The organism is Streptococcus sp. SR1, from assembly GCF_000526075.1.
Taxonomy (GTDB): Bacteria; Bacillota; Bacilli; order Lactobacillales; family Streptococcaceae; genus Streptococcus; species Streptococcus halitosis.
Genome location: NZ_JATR01000026.1, coordinates 42,424 through 56,918, shown reverse-complemented (window position 1 = coordinate 56,918; position 14,495 = coordinate 42,424). Strand labels below are relative to the sequence as shown.

General features: G+C 43.4%; 12 protein-coding genes. 9 read left to right on the top strand and 3 right to left on the bottom strand.

Annotated features, from left to right (window positions below):
• Nucleotides 1–139: 139 nt before the first annotated feature.
• Entirely contained in the window at nt 140–553 is a 414-nt protein-coding gene (locus HMPREF1518_RS09830) for an EamA family transporter (protein WP_033585789.1), read from the bottom strand.
• A 215-nt stretch (nt 554–768) separates the two neighbouring features.
• On the opposite strand from HMPREF1518_RS09830, the gene glmS reads away from it, so the two are divergent.
• A complete protein-coding gene (gene glmS / locus HMPREF1518_RS09825) occupies nt 769–2,577 on the top strand; it encodes a glutamine--fructose-6-phosphate transaminase (isomerizing) (RefSeq protein WP_033585788.1) in 1,809 nt (602 codons plus the stop codon).
• A 110-nt stretch (nt 2,578–2,687) separates the two neighbouring features.
• Nucleotides 2,688–3,740, top strand: a complete 1,053-nt coding sequence (locus HMPREF1518_RS09820) for an LLM class flavin-dependent oxidoreductase (protein ID WP_033585787.1) — start codon at nt 2,688–2,690, stop codon at nt 3,738–3,740.
• Between the two features lie 227 nt (nt 3,741–3,967).
• On the opposite strand, the gene HMPREF1518_RS09815 is transcribed toward HMPREF1518_RS09820, so the two are convergent.
• The gene (locus HMPREF1518_RS09815) at nt 3,968–4,825 is read right to left on the bottom strand and encodes a 5'-nucleotidase, lipoprotein e(P4) family (RefSeq protein ID WP_033585786.1); all 858 of its coding nucleotides are present in this window, start codon (nt 4,823–4,825) and stop codon (nt 3,968–3,970) included.
• A 367-nt stretch (nt 4,826–5,192) separates the two neighbouring features.
• Between HMPREF1518_RS09815 and HMPREF1518_RS09810 the strand changes: the two genes are divergently transcribed.
• From HMPREF1518_RS09810 to HMPREF1518_RS09780, 7 genes are read left to right on the top strand one after another with little or no spacing between them, the layout of a single operon-like run.
• Nucleotides 5,193–6,197, top strand: coding sequence for a uroporphyrinogen decarboxylase family protein (locus HMPREF1518_RS09810; RefSeq protein ID WP_033585785.1), 1,005 nt, complete (start codon nt 5,193–5,195; stop codon nt 6,195–6,197).
• Between the two features lie 11 nt (nt 6,198–6,208).
• Nucleotides 6,209–6,412, top strand: coding sequence for a hypothetical protein (locus HMPREF1518_RS09805; protein WP_033585784.1), 204 nt, complete (start codon nt 6,209–6,211; stop codon nt 6,410–6,412).
• Between the two features lie 2 nt (nt 6,413–6,414).
• A complete protein-coding gene (locus tag HMPREF1518_RS09800; RefSeq protein WP_033585783.1) occupies nt 6,415–7,413 on the top strand; it encodes a uroporphyrinogen decarboxylase family protein in 999 nt (332 codons plus the stop codon).
• A gap of 11 nt (nt 7,414–7,424) precedes the next feature.
• Nucleotides 7,425–8,303: a transporter substrate-binding domain-containing protein gene (locus HMPREF1518_RS09795; RefSeq protein ID WP_033585782.1), complete on the top strand. Its 879-nt coding sequence runs from the start codon at nt 7,425–7,427 to the stop codon at nt 8,301–8,303.
• A gap of 32 nt (nt 8,304–8,335) precedes the next feature.
• The gene (locus tag HMPREF1518_RS09790) at nt 8,336–9,028 is read left to right on the top strand and encodes an amino acid ABC transporter permease (protein ID WP_033585781.1); all 693 of its coding nucleotides are present in this window, start codon (nt 8,336–8,338) and stop codon (nt 9,026–9,028) included.
• Nucleotides 9,029–9,031: 3 nt separating this feature from the next.
• Nucleotides 9,032–9,754, top strand: a complete 723-nt coding sequence (locus HMPREF1518_RS09785; protein ID WP_000350563.1) for an amino acid ABC transporter permease — start codon at nt 9,032–9,034, stop codon at nt 9,752–9,754.
• A gap of 9 nt (nt 9,755–9,763) precedes the next feature.
• Nucleotides 9,764–10,528 carry an amino acid ABC transporter ATP-binding protein gene (locus HMPREF1518_RS09780; RefSeq protein ID WP_000942251.1) on the top strand — a complete coding sequence of 255 codons (765 nt, stop codon included), beginning with the start codon at nt 9,764–9,766 and terminating at the stop codon, nt 10,526–10,528.
• A 201-nt stretch (nt 10,529–10,729) separates the two neighbouring features.
• Here HMPREF1518_RS09780 and HMPREF1518_RS09775 read toward each other — a convergent pair whose 3' ends face one another.
• Nucleotides 10,730–14,488 carry a pullulanase gene (locus HMPREF1518_RS09775; protein WP_033585780.1) on the bottom strand — a complete coding sequence of 1,253 codons (3,759 nt, stop codon included), beginning with the start codon at nt 14,486–14,488 and terminating at the stop codon, nt 10,730–10,732.
• Between the last annotated feature and the right edge of the window lie 7 nt (nt 14,489–14,495).

Genomic DNA, 14,495 nt, shown 5'->3' with positions numbered 1-14,495 from the left:
AAGCTATATCCTTGTTTTCTTAGTCCATAGATTTGAACTTTATCTTCATAACTCAATTTCATAATAAAACACCCCAAAAGTTAGATTCTTTCTGTCTAACTTTTGGGGTGCAGTTCAATGGCGTTCATCTCACTTTTTATTACAATATCATCACCAAGGTCCCAATCGTAATCAGGATACAGCCAATAACTGTTTTAAACGACAGGATATCTTGTAGGAAGAAAAAGGCTAGAACGAGGGTAATGACGAGACTGAATTTATCGACAGCAGATACTTCAGTCGCATTGCCCATCTGTAGGGCCTTGTAGTAGCAGAGCCAGGAGGCGCCAGTGGCCAAGCCTGATAAGATGAGAAAGAGCCAACTTTTTCTACTGATGTTGACAATTTCGGTCTGACTATTTGTCAAGAAAACCATGGCCCAGGCCATAAGAATGACGACGACTGTACGAATAGCGGTTGCTAGATTGGATGGAACTCCTACAATCCCAATCTTGGCTAAAATTGACGTTAAGGCTGCAAAGATAGCTGATAAAAGTGCGAAGAAAAACCACATGGCAAATACCTCCTCTTTTTATTATAAGTAATTGATGCTGACTTGTCAGGTATCAAGTGAAATTTTGATAAAATACCAGATAGAAAAACTATACCAATTTTTATCCTTGACAAGTGAGAAAAACAAGTATATACTGTTTTTGCTGATTCCGTAAAGTGAGAATTAGACTATACCAATTTAAGGAGAAAGCACAGCTGGTCTGTGTCGTATATACTATGTGTGGAATTGTTGGTGTTGTTGGAAACACAAATGCAACTGATATTTTGATTCAAGGGCTTGAAAAGCTTGAATACCGTGGCTATGATTCTGCGGGGATTTTTGTCCTAGGTGGTGCTGAAAATCATCTAGTTAAGGCTGTCGGCCGTATCGCAGAATTGTCTGCTAAGACAGCTGGCGTTGAGGGAACAACTGGTATCGGACATACGCGTTGGGCGACTCATGGAAAACCAACTGAGGACAATGCTCACCCACATCGCTCTGAGACAGGACGTTTTGTCTTGGTGCACAATGGAGTGATTGAAAACTACCTTGAAATCAAGGAAGAATACCTTGCAGGTCACCACTTTAAGGGGCAGACAGATACTGAAATCGCCGTTCACTTGATTGGGAAATTTGCAGAAGAAGATGGCTTGTCAGTTCTTGAAGCCTTCAAAAAAGCCCTTCACATCATCCGTGGGTCTTATGCCTTTGCCTTGATTGATTCACAAGATCCTGATGTCATCTATGTCGCTAAGAACAAATCACCACTCTTGATTGGTCTTGGGGAAGGTTATAACATGGTCTGCTCAGATGCTATGGCTATGATTCGTGAGACCAACCAATACATGGAAATTCATGACCAAGAGTTGGTAATCGTCAAGGCTGATAGCGTCGAAGTTCAAGACTATGATGGTAACAGTCGTGAGCGTGCTAGCTATACTGCTGAGCTCGACTTGTCAGATATCGGTAAGGGGACTTACCCTTACTACATGCTCAAGGAAATTGATGAGCAACCAACGGTTATGCGTAAACTCATCCAAGCCTACACAGATGAGGCAGGTCAAGTTGTCGTAGATCCAGCTATCATCAAGGCTGTTCAAGATGCAGACCGCATCTACATCCTTGCAGCTGGAACATCTTACCACGCAGGATTTGCTTCTAAGAAGATGCTGGAAGAATTGACGGATACACCAGTTGAACTTGGAATCTCATCTGAGTGGGGCTACGGTATGCCACTTCTCAGCAAGAAACCACTCTTTATCTTTATCAGCCAGTCTGGTGAAACAGCTGACAGTCGTCAGGTTTTGGTTAAGGCCAATGAAATGGGAATCCCAAGCTTGACAGTGACAAACGTTCCAGGCTCAACTCTTTCACGTGAAGCCAACCATACCATGCTCCTTCATGCAGGTCCTGAAATTGCCGTAGCATCAACCAAGGCTTATACTGCGCAAATCGCAGCTCTTGCCTTCCTAGCAAAAGCAGTCGGAGAAGCAAACGGTAATGCCAAAGCTCAAGCCTTTGACTTGGTTCATGAGTTGTCAATCGTAGCTCAGTCTATCGAATCAACTCTTTCTGAGAAAGAAACCATTGATGCAAAGGTTCGTGACCTTCTCGAAACAACTCGCAACGCCTTTTACATCGGACGTGGTCAAGACTACTATGTAGCCATGGAAGCCAGTCTTAAGCTAAAAGAGATTTCTTACATCCAGTGTGAAGGTTTTGCGGCAGGGGAACTCAAGCATGGAACCATTGCCTTGATTGAAGAAGGAACGCCTGTCTTGGCCCTCTTATCAGATCCAGTCCTTGCCAACCATACTCGTGGAAATATCCAAGAGGTCGCAGCCCGTGGTGCCAAGGTTCTCACTATTGCAGAAGAGAATGTTGCTAAAGAGACAGACGATATCGTCCTTACGACCGTCCACCCTTACCTCTCACCAATCTCAATGGTCGTACCAACGCAATTGGTCGCTTATTTTGCAACACTCCACCGTGGCCTTGATGTGGACAAACCACGTAACCTTGCTAAGTCAGTAACAGTAGAATAAACCAAGAAAGTCTAGTTGATCTAGGCTTTTTCTAATGAGCAAATTTATTGAAAATAAAACTAATTAGTGATAAAATACCCTAAAACTAAAAGAGATAGCGAGGAAACAGGATGGTAGAATTAGGAATTTCAACATTTGGTGAAACAACAGCTCTAGAAGCGACTGGACAGATTTACAGTCATGATGAACGTATTCGTCAGTTGGTGGCAGAGATAGAGCTAGCTGATAAGGTTGGTTTGGATGTGTACGGGATTGGGGAGCATCATCGGGAGGACTTTGCGGTATCGGCGCCAGAGATTGTTCTTGCAGCTGGGGCAGTCAATACCAAGAAGATTCGTTTGACTAGTGCGGTCAGCATTCTCTCGAGTATGGATCCGATTCGCTTGTTCCAACAATATGCTACCATCGATGCCTTGTCAAATGGACGTGCAGAGATCATGGCTGGGCGTGGTTCATTCACCGAGTCCTTCCCACTGTTTGGCTATGACTTGAAAGACTACGAAGCCCTTTTTGATGAGAAATTAGACTTGCTCCAGTTAGTCAATGAAAAGACCAAGATAGACTGGCAAGGTCAATTGACCCAAAGCATTGCTGGAAAAGAAGTCTATCCCCGTCCAGTTCAGGACAAATTGCCATTGTGGGTGGCGACAGGTGGTCATGTCGAATCAACAGTGAAGATTGCTCAGGCGGGGTTTCCGATTGTCTATGCCATTATCGGTGGCAATCCGTGTTATTTTAAAAAGTTGATTCAAGCTTATCGTGAGATTGGTAGGGAAGCCGGTTATGCGGATAAAGACCTGAAAGTGGGCGCTCATTCTTGGGGGTGGATTGCGGAAGATGGCGAGCAGGCGGTGAAAGATTATTTCCATCCGACCAAGCAAGTGGTGGATGCGATTTCCAAGGACCGTCCACACTGGCAGGAGTTGACCTATGAGCAATATTTGGAGCAAGTTGGGCCAAATGGAGCCATGTTTGTAGGAAATCCAGATCAGGTAGCAGAAAAATTGATTCGCATGATTGAGGATTTAGACTTGGACCGTTTCATGCTCCATCTACCGCTTGGTTCTATGCCACATGATCAAGTTTTGAGAGCTATTGAACTCTTCAGCACACAAGTGGCGCCGAAAATACATGCTTACTTTGCTATGAAAGAGGAGTTATAAAAAAATTTCAGTTGAGTCGATTGGTGAGGAACACCCATGGATTCAGCAACAGGTGGAAGTGGTACAAGCGATAGAGCATACTATCTAGTGGAATATATACTAGTTTATACCAAGTACAAGATAAAATAGCAAAAAAGGCGATTATCCAAGCGGAAATCGTCTTTTTTGATATTCTCACAAATACGATATCTTGTGGTTGGTGTAAACTGGTAGATAGTTCTCTTATTTTATTTATCAAAACCTTGTAAGTTTTTTTGGCGCTCTTCAGTTTGACCCTTGGCATCCAATTTATTACCATTGTAAACAGTGCTTTCCCATGATCCGTACATTGGGTTAGGGAAAATGATGAATTTCTCACCAAACTCTTTTTGTAATTCCTCTAATTTTTGGTCGCGCTCAGTTTCAGAGGTCTTTGAAAACTCTGCAAAGTCCACAAGATTATCTCCTAGTAGCATGACTAAGTTGGTTTTTTCTTGGACTGCTTGTCTACGACCTTCTTTAGATTTGACGCCTTTTTCTAAGAACATGAGATGATCGCGGCTTTGTACAGGAATTCCTTCATTTTCTAGGTTTTTGATCGTATCATCTACCTGATCTATTGTGCGGTCAGATACATAGTAAATTTGGACACCGTTTTGGTCTGCAAATTGGAGAAAGTCTTTAGCACCTGGTACAGCCTTGGCTGAGGCTTTTTTTACCCAGACATCCCAGTTTTCTGGGGTAAATGCTGTTCCGTCTTTGACATTTTGTGCTTGATAAGGGCTATTGTCTAATACGGTTTCGTCCAAGTCCAAAACGATAGAGTAGGGTTTATCTGTCTGTGTTTTTAGTAGTTCTTTCAAACGATTAGTAGCGACATTGTAACCTTGTAGATAGAGTGCCTTGGTCTCAGCTGCTTTTTGATACCAAAGAGTTGACATAGTATTTTCTCTTGAACGCAACTGATCATAGGTCATGGTAACCTGATTGTCAGATGTACTACTTTGTGTTGTCTGTGAATTTGCCGAATTTGTGCCACAGCCAGTCAGTAAAATGACGGAAGTAAGTGTAGAAGCAATTGTAATGGTAACTTTGGATATTTTCATAATCCCATCCTCCTAATAATAGTCTATTAATATTGTAGCGTTTTCATGGGATTTGTGCAAGGAAATATCGAGAGAAAAGAAATTTTTCAGTAGTAATTTGGTATTAGGATAAAATTATGTACTTAATTTGGGAATGAAGATGGATATAAAAAAACTCAATCGGCTTGATAGAAAATCTATATCAGCTTCTTTTTGGAAAATAGATGAAAATAAAGTGAATCTTTGAAAGGCTAGTAACATCAAGCTTTTCAGTTTTTTTTTTCTTTATAGATATAAAAATTTTCAATCGAGTTGATAGTCAATATATATTGGGAAAAGGGGAAAAGGAGTGGTAAGATGGTTTCAATCCAAATGGAAGGAGAAAGGTATGGCAAGTAAAAGAGATTTAGTCTTTAGAGCGATTCGAGGCGATGAAGTGGAAAGAGTTCCTGTGGGATTTTGGTTTCATTTTGTAACACTCGAAGAAAAGGGGCAGGGATTAAACAATCTACGTATCTTTCAAAAAAGTGTTGACGGGCATCGCAACTATGTGGAAAGGATTCGCCCTGATTTTGTCAAAATTATGAGCGACGGTTTTTTCCTTTATCCAAGTAATGTTTATAGTCCTACGATTGCAAGCATTCAGGAGCTGACTTCTATTGAGTCGATTGGTGAGGAACACCCATGGATTCAGCAACAGGTGGAAGTGGTACAAGCGATTCGAGAGACCTTTACCGAAGAGATTGCTTCTTTCTACAATATCTTTTCGCCTATCTCCTACCTCAAGCGTTGGTTCCGTACAGAAACTTCTCGAGGAGATAGGGAAGTAGCTGATCTATTGCTTGAAAATCCTGAGCAATTCAGAGCGATTCTAGATGTGATTGCAGGAGATATTGCTATCCTAACTCAGAAAATCATCCAGCAAGGTGAAGTTGACGGGATTTACCTCAGCACCCAGGAAATTCAAGATGAGCGCATTACACCAGCACTCTATCAAACCTATATCGAACCGAGCAATATAGCGATTTTGGAGGCAGCTAATCAGGTTGGTGGGACCAATATCCTCCATATCTGTGGTTTTGAAGGTGCGAGTAATGATGTGACGATATTTAAGGATTATCCAGCTCAAGTGGTCAACTGGGCGACCCACCATGAGGAAGTTAGTTTGACACAGGGTCAGGAGTTGTTTCCAGGCAAGGCCGTTTTAGGTGGATTTGAAAATGGCAAGAAAAGCCTGCTTTATCAAGGTTCCAAGGCGGAATTGCAAAATGAAACAAGGCGGTTACTGGCCGAAGCTGGTAATAAAGGTGTTCTTTTGGGAGCTGACTGTACTGTTCCAGATGACTTTGACTTAGAGAGGTTGGACTGGATTCGGCAGGCAGCTGTTCTCTAAAAGGAGGAGCTATGAAAAGTAAAAGATGGGGAATCTTCATTGCAGTTGTCGGCTTGCTGGCCTTGGTCGCCATAAGTGTCGTAAAAAATGAGCATTGCAAAAATGGAGAGAGATGTCGTGGAGTTCAGGATTTTTCCAAGTCCAGTCTCCCCTTTCTACGCTCGAATGATATCGCAAGCAGTTTATTAGTTGAAAAAGTAAGAAATGGAGAATAAGAATGTCAGAAAAAAAAGAATGGGTTTTAAAAGCATTTAGAGGTGAAAAGGTTGATCGTATGCCAGTTGGCTTTTGGCATCATTTCACATCCGAAGACGAATGGCTACAAGGTTTCTCAAATCCAGCCATTATCGAGAAGAATATCGAGGGGCATAAGCGCTTTATCCGAGAAGTTCAGCCAGACTTTATCAAACTCATGAGTGATGGCTACTTTGCCTATCCAAATCCAGTGATTGCCAAAGGAAAATCACTTCAAGAATTGGCGGCCATTCAACCACTCGGGCCAGATCACGCTTGGATAAAAGAGCAGGTTGACTTGGTTAAGAAAATCAAGCAAGAGTTTACAGAAGATATCGTTGCGATTTACAATATTTTTGCTCCTGTGACCTATCTCAAGTGGCTACTAGGGGAAGTATCTGGTGGCGATGACCTTATCGCGGACTTTCTGGTGGAAGATCCTGAAGCCCTTAAAAAGGTGTTGGATGTGATTGCAGAAGATATTGCGAGTCTCAGTCGAGCTGTCATCGAAGAGGCTGGTGCAGATGGAATCTATCTCAGTGTGCAGAGTATCCAAGATAAACGAGTGTCGGCAGCAGATTATCAAGCCGTCATTGCCCCTAGCGAGATAACTGTTCTGGAAGCGGCTAGTGCTGTTGGTGGCGTCACTGTTCTTCATATCTGTGGCTACGAGGGAGCGCGAAATGATATTCATCTTTTTGCAGACTATCCAGCCCAAGTCTTTAACTGGGCAGTAGGACCAGAAGGAATCACTCTCAAGGAAGGTCGTGAGATTTTCAAGGGACGTACGGTTCTTGGAGGATTCGAAAATGGTAAGACAGGCTTGCTGTATACTGGCAGCAAGGACGCCATTCAGGCTGAGGCAAAGAAACTAGTTGCAGAAGCTGGGGAACAGGGCTTGGTACTTGGGGCAGATTGTACCATTCCAAGTGATATCGCAGTTGAACGTATCCAGTGGGTGAGAGAAGCGCTTGAAAACTAAAGGAGAAAAAGATGAGTAAAAAAGCATGGATTATCGGTGGTGTAGCAGTGGTTGCAGTAATTGGGGCAACGATTATCGGGAGAAGTTTAGCTGGTGCTCCAGCCAAGGAGGGAGAAACGGCTTCGTCTGGTGAGGTCGTAACCTTGAAGGTTGCCCATACACAGAACTACGTACCTTATGACTTTGTCAATGAAAAAGGGGAGTCAGATGGTTATGAAGTAGCTGTTTTGAAGGCTGTTGATGAGAAGTTGGCAAACTATCAATTTGAATATACGGGTACTAGTGATGACGATCTCTTGATTGGTCTGGAATCGGGCAAGTATGACATCGGAACCAAGGGAGCTTGGTACACAGATGAACGAGCTAAAAAGTTTGTCATTCCATCTGAACCAGTCGGAGCGAGTATTATCGGATTTACTGTCAGAAAAGAAGACGAACAGAAATACAAAACCATTGATGACTTTGCAAAGAATAAAGGGAAATTGGTTCCTATCTCTCCACAGAATGCTCAATGGAATGTCATCACTAGCTACAATGAAAAACATCAAGATGCACCAATTGAGCTAACTGCAGCGGAATTCTTTAAGGTAGCAGATGCCTATGCCTGGGTCTTGGAAGGACGTTATGATGCCTTCTTTGATATCAAACTGTCCTTTGAAAAAGCAGTTACCGCAGAAGATGGCCCTTACCACCAATATGCGGACAAACTCAGCTGGTTCCCATACAAGGGTATTCCAACTTATCCCTTGATTCACCGTGATGAAAAGGGTGAGAAATTCGCTAAAGAATATGAAAAAGCAATCAAAGAGTTGAAAGAAGATGGCACGCTTGCTAAGCTATCTCAGCAATACTTTAAAGAAGATGTCTTTAGTTATGTAGACAAAGACTAGGCCAGAAATTCCAAGACTAGAAAGGGTTTTGCATGGTTTCTTATGATTTTTCCAAGGTCTTTCAGTTTTTACCGACCTTATGGCAGGCACTTCCTATGACCTTGTCCATTCTCTTTTTTACCACTCTTCTTGGTTCCCTTTTTGGAGGTCTCTTGGCCTGGACACAAGTAGGAGAAGACAAGAGTTTTGCAGCGATTTCCAAAGGCTATATCTTTACCCTACGTTGTACACCGCCGATTGTCTTGCTTTTTCTAGTCTTTTATGGCTTGCCAGAATTTCTGAAATGGTGGCTTGGTTTGGATATCAACAACTGGTCTAAAACTATTTTTGTTCTTCTGACGATGATTCTCTTGTTTGCGGCTATTGTTGCCGAAGTTTTCAAGGCGGCCTATCAAGCTATTCCAAAGGGGCAGACAGAGGCCGGGCTTAGTATTGGTTTGACTCCAAGTCAGACTTTTTGGAGAATCATTTTTCCCCAAGCTTTTCAAGTTGCTCTTCCCAATATAACGACCGCTATTCTCAATCTCATGCGGGATGCTGCCTTGGCCTATACGATTGGTTTCGTTGATGTTATGGGGGCAGGCAATCTCTTAATCAGCCGCAATTTAGGGAACTATTCACTGGAAACCTATACGGCAGTTGCGCTTCTTTACTGGGGGATTGCCTTGGTTATTTCTAGCTTGAGTCGTTTGCTTGAGAAGTCTTTGGAAACAAAAGGGAGGTAAGAAATGGATATAGACTATATTGTAAAGACCTTTCTGGAGACCTTGAAGGGTGTGCCAATCACCTTGATTATCATGATTGTGGCTATGGTCTTAAGCTTTTTACCAGCTCTATTTTTAGCCTTGGGGCAGATTTACAAGGTTCGAGGGGTGAGGAGTTTTTCTCTGGTCTATCTGGCGTTTATCCGAGCGACTCCTCCGATTTTATTGATTCTCTTCTTTTATAGTTTGTTTCCAAGTTTGCTGAATCAATTTCTCAAAAGCATAGGCAGTGACTTTGATATTTTCAAGCTTGATCCTCTCTATTATGCCTTTATCATTTATAGTTTAATGACAGTCGGGAGTTTATCGGAGATTTTGCGCTCAGCTATCTTGACGGTGGACAAGGGACAACTAGAGGCAGCGCATGCGATTGGGCTGACTACGACCCAGGCCTATCTAAGGATTGTTTTTCCTCAAGCCTTGCGCTCAGCCTTGCCTAACTTGGCCAATCTGGTGATTAATATCGTCAAAGGGACTTCCTTGGTCTTTGTCATGACCATCAAGGATATCACTGCTATTGCCCGTGTAGAAGCGTCCTACGGCTACCAGTATTTTGAGTCTTATTTTGTGATCTTTTTGCAGTATATTTTGATCTGTGGTTTGATTCAGTGGGGCTTCTCCCTACTGGAGAAAGGCTATGTGAAAAAAGAAAAGAGTGCAAAAGCATCTAGCGCGCGTTTCGTATAGGAGGACAGGATGTTACAAGTAGAACATATCGCAAAAACATTTGGAGAGAGACAGGTCTTGGAGGATGTTAATCTTCAGGTCAACCAAGGGGATGTCGTCGTTATTTTAGGACCATCAGGTTCGGGGAAAACGACCTTTCTCCGTTGTCTTAATCACTTAGAAAAAGCTGACAGTGGCCGTTTGACCTTGGCAGGAAAAACCTATGACTTAGCCAAATTAAGCAAGAAAGACATTCTAGAAATTCGCCAAAAAACAGCCTTTGTTTTCCAACACTACAATCTCTTTGCAAACAAAACTGCTCTGGAAAATATTCTAGAAGGCCTAATAGTGGCTCGTAAAGTTCCTAAGGAAGAAGCGCTCAAACGTGCAGAATCTGCCTTGGAAAAAGTTGGTTTACTTGCCTATAAAGACTACTACCCTTCACAACTATCTGGAGGGCAACAACAACGAATAGGAATTGCGCGTGCTATTGCCGTCAAGCCCGAGGTCATTTTGCTAGATGAACCAACATCAGCACTAGACCCTGAGTTGGTTGGAGATGTTTTGGATGTTCTGAAACAGTTGGCGGGAGAAGGTGTGACCATGGTGGTCGTCACGCATGAGATGGGATTTGCTAGAGATGTTGCCAACCACGTTATTTTTATGGACGGAGGCCGTATCGTAGAGGAGAATAATCCCCACGATTTCTTTAGTCGTCCACAAGAAGAACGAACCAAGCAGTTCCTGGCTCGTATCTTATCAGACGCTAGCTATAGTGTAGAATACATGATTTGATAGATAAGTGTATCATAAAAACAACACCCCATGACTAGAAGATTCTTCTGACCATGGGGTGTTTTTCTATAGGAGGGCTAGGTTGTACTCTTCGAAAATCTCTTCAAACCAAGTCAGCTTCGCCTTATCTACAAGCTCAAAGCTGTGCTTTGAGCAGCCTGTGACTAGCTTCCTAGTTTACTCTTTGATTTTCATTGAGTGTTATTTCTTTTTCTTGTTTTTTATCAACCATCCAAGTCCGAGAAGGGCAAGGATACTGAATCCAGCAAGGGCAAGGAGGGATTTGCTCTCAGTTCCTGTGTTTGGAAGGAGGTTCTGAGAGTGAGTCTCTGCAGCAGTTTCTTGAGAGTCAGGATTTGCTACTAGGTTTTGGGCTTGGTCTTGTTGGGTTTCCAAGCTAGAAAGATTAAATTCTGGTTTTTCTTCCACAGCTGGGGCAACGATGGCACCACCTTGAGATAAGCGGAGAACAACGGCAGTGAGAGCGTTCAATTTCAAGCCTTTTTCAGTCCATTCGAGACCTTGAGGTTTAGCGATTCCTACTGGTCCGGCTTGATTTTCATCTGCCAGGACTTCAGCCTTTTTCAAGTGGGCAAAGGCAGTTCCTAGAGTAAATTCGCGAGCCTTATCATCTGCATTAACAAAGACTGCGTAGATATCACCGTTTGGAGCAGTGATTTGGTAGCCGATGGTCACATCTTCTTTTTCAACGCCGTTTTGTCCTGGGACAGTAATGAGGTGGACGCGCTCTTTGATGTCTTGCAGACTCTTGAGTCGGAAGGCATCTGTCGATTGACGAAGGGCGATCAAACCTTTCATATAGTTACGGCTCTTGACATTTTCAGGGAAAGCTTTACCATCTGTTGCCTTGGTCCAATCAAACTTGTTGACAGCATCACTAGAGTCGTAAGAGTCATGGATAAAGTAAGGATAGACAAATGGCTTGCCGTCCTTGTCACGCAACAAGTGAGACTTGTTTGGAACCTTATCTTCAGGAACAGGAGTCTTATAGGCTGGGTCTAGGAATTGTTTGGTACGTCCGTATTCCTGACCAGAGTGGATAAACGGAGTTCCTTGAGCAGTCAAGACCATGAGGTTTCCAAGTCGCAAACGACGATGAATCTCAGCGTAGTTTTCAGCCTTGCTTGGGTCTTTTTTGATCGACTGGGCAATGATGTCAAAGAGGGTCAAGTTATCATGGGCTGCGATATACTGGATAACATCTCCAGGATTGTCAGCCTCAAAGTTAGTTGGTTGGGCAATGAGATTTTTAAAGATGGTATTGATATCGCGTTTGCCACCTGTGATAAAGGCAGGTTGACCTTCGTTTGGATAGCCAGACTTGAGGTTGTTACGGATGTCGTCTGAAAAGACAGCGACAGTATCTGTTTTCTTCATCCAATCTTGGTCAGCAGGTTGTACAGGCGTATTTTCATCACCAGTATAGGTTCTCCAGCCTTCACCTAACATGATAAGATTTGGATTGAGGGCGCGTGCAGCTTTGTACGCTTCTTCGATAGAAGCCGCATCGTGGTCACCCATCATATCAAAGCGGAAACCATCTACTTTGTAAGTTTCAACCAGATACTTGATAGAGTCTACCAAGACACGTTTAGACATGTAGTGGGTAGTTCCCAAACGACCGCCACCGAAGCTAGTACGTGGAGTTCCGTCTGCGTCCATAAAGTGATAGTAGTTTGGCTCAATATCCTCAAAAATGTCAACCTTGGCAGTATGGTTGTAGACCACATCCAAGATAGCCCCCATGCCACGTTTGTGGATTTCGTTGATGAGGTTTTTGAATTCTGCGATACGTTTTTCTGGATCCTTAGGATCGCTTGAGTACATACCAGTCAAGGAGAAGTAGTTTTGAGGGTCATATCCCCAGTTGTAGTTGCTGTTGCTTGAAGCGTAGGCAGACAAACGTCCTTGGTTCTTCAATTCATTGACAAAGTAGTAAGACAAGACTGGAAGGAGCTGGATGTGGGTCACACCCAAGTCTTTGAGATAGTCCAATTTTTCTATAAAGGCTTCAAAGGTACCAAATGGCTTGGTCAAGTCTTTTGCGATGGCAGGATCCGAAGTGAAGTCACGTACATGAGCTTCATAGATGACGGCATCTTCACGCGATTTGAAGTTGCGAATCTTCCCATAGGTCAAGTCTCGCGGTCCTAGTTTGGATGGGTCGACAAAGGCAGCTTTAGCGACCTTATGAGCGACATCTGTTTTTGCTAGGTCACTGTTCCAAGCTGCTAGTGACTTGGCATAAGGGTCAAGAACGAGAACGGTTTTACCTTGGCGCTCGATCTGGTAGTGGTAGTAGTAGCCAGTATAGTTGCTGATACCGAGACCAGAGTTTGTGTCCAGAGTTTGTTTCCAGGTTCCTTTTTCTCCTTTTTCAAGGGCGACAGTTCCGACTACCTTTTCAGGGTCTTTCTTGTCATAGACGACAACGGAAACCTTATCAGCACTTGGAGACCAGAGGGTGAGATCAACACGCTTGCCATCTTCTTTTAGAGTTGCGCCGAGTGGACCGTCGTAACTGTAGGACTCATCCTTGAGGCGCCAGCTTGAACGTGTGGTAAATCGGTCTGAATTGTAGCTGACAGTGTACGGGTGTTGAGTGTCAGAGAAGTCGCCGATATAGGTCGCTTTTTTACCTGCCTCATCCACTTCCACGTCTGTGATATCTACTTTATTCCCTTGGTAATCAGTGATGCTGGAGTGTTTGAGGATATCGTCTTTCTTAGCTCCAACTAGGGTAGAAAAGCTGCTTTCGATACGAGACTTAGCCACGTGTTGGGCACCAGTCATGCGGATATCGTGCACATAGTAGGGGTTAGTGTAGATGGTTTCGTCATCATCTTTGAGGAAAATCTGACTGTGATTTTTTAGATCAGTGAATTTATAATCTTCTTTTCTGATTTTCACATCATCGCCTTTCTTGCTTTCGTCTAGTAATAAAAATCCAAATTCTCTCGCAGCTTCATTGAGTGGGATATCAATGTAACGGCCATATTTTCCAGTTGCGGTAAAGTCAGTACCGTCAGGCCATTCTCCGCTGCTTGGGTTTTTAACATCGCCCCAATACCAAAGAGATTTTTTGTCATAGTTCCCGTCGGTACGGTAGTAGTTGACACGGACTGTTCCCGCTGGCTGAGGATGGTAGTTGTATACCTTGTAGTTTTCATCTAGCCAGGCCTCGTTCATTTTTGGAGAGAGGCGCTCTACCGAACGGTCCCCTGTCAGGTTATCCCCTTTAGTATTGTTGATGAGGAAGCTGACTTTCTTGGCTTGCTCATTTTTGAGTTTGACATCGAGATAATAGCCGTAGTCATCTTTCTTGGCATCCTTGAAGGACTTGGCTCCATTGGGCCAGTTTTCAGAAGGTTTTTCAACATCGTCCCAAGTCCAAAGACCTTGGGAATCCTTGTTTTCCTCAGGGAGTTTTTTCACATGGATGCGGAAGTGGTTGTCTGCGATGGGTTCTTCAGAAGATGTGTCAGCTTGTGGTTTTTGGCCTGAAGTTTGTGTCGAAGTGTTGGCGTCTACTTTCTCTTCCTTGCTGTTAGCCTGGTTTGTGCTAGCGTCTTCTGTTTTAGGTGTTTCTGGCGCTGTAGTAGTTTCCACAGCTGGAGCTTCTTTTTTAGGTGTTTCAGCTTCTAGAACAGCGTCAGTTGCGGGGGCTTCCTTTTTAGTGTCAAGGGAAGCGTTTGCATTATTTTCCTCAGAAACTGGGCTTTGGTCTTGTGTTTGACTTGCTTCAGTCTCGGTAGGAGCCTTAGCCACAGCACTAGTATTTTCCTGAGCTTGAGGAAGGTTTTCGTTAGCCGAAATGGTTGGCATTGCAGCAGAAAGTAGGACAATGCTGGCACCGATAAGGACAGAGCCTGTTCCATTTTTCAAGGAACGAATACCGTAAACCATTTTTTTCTCAGTTTGAGATGGAATCTTTTTCATCACAATT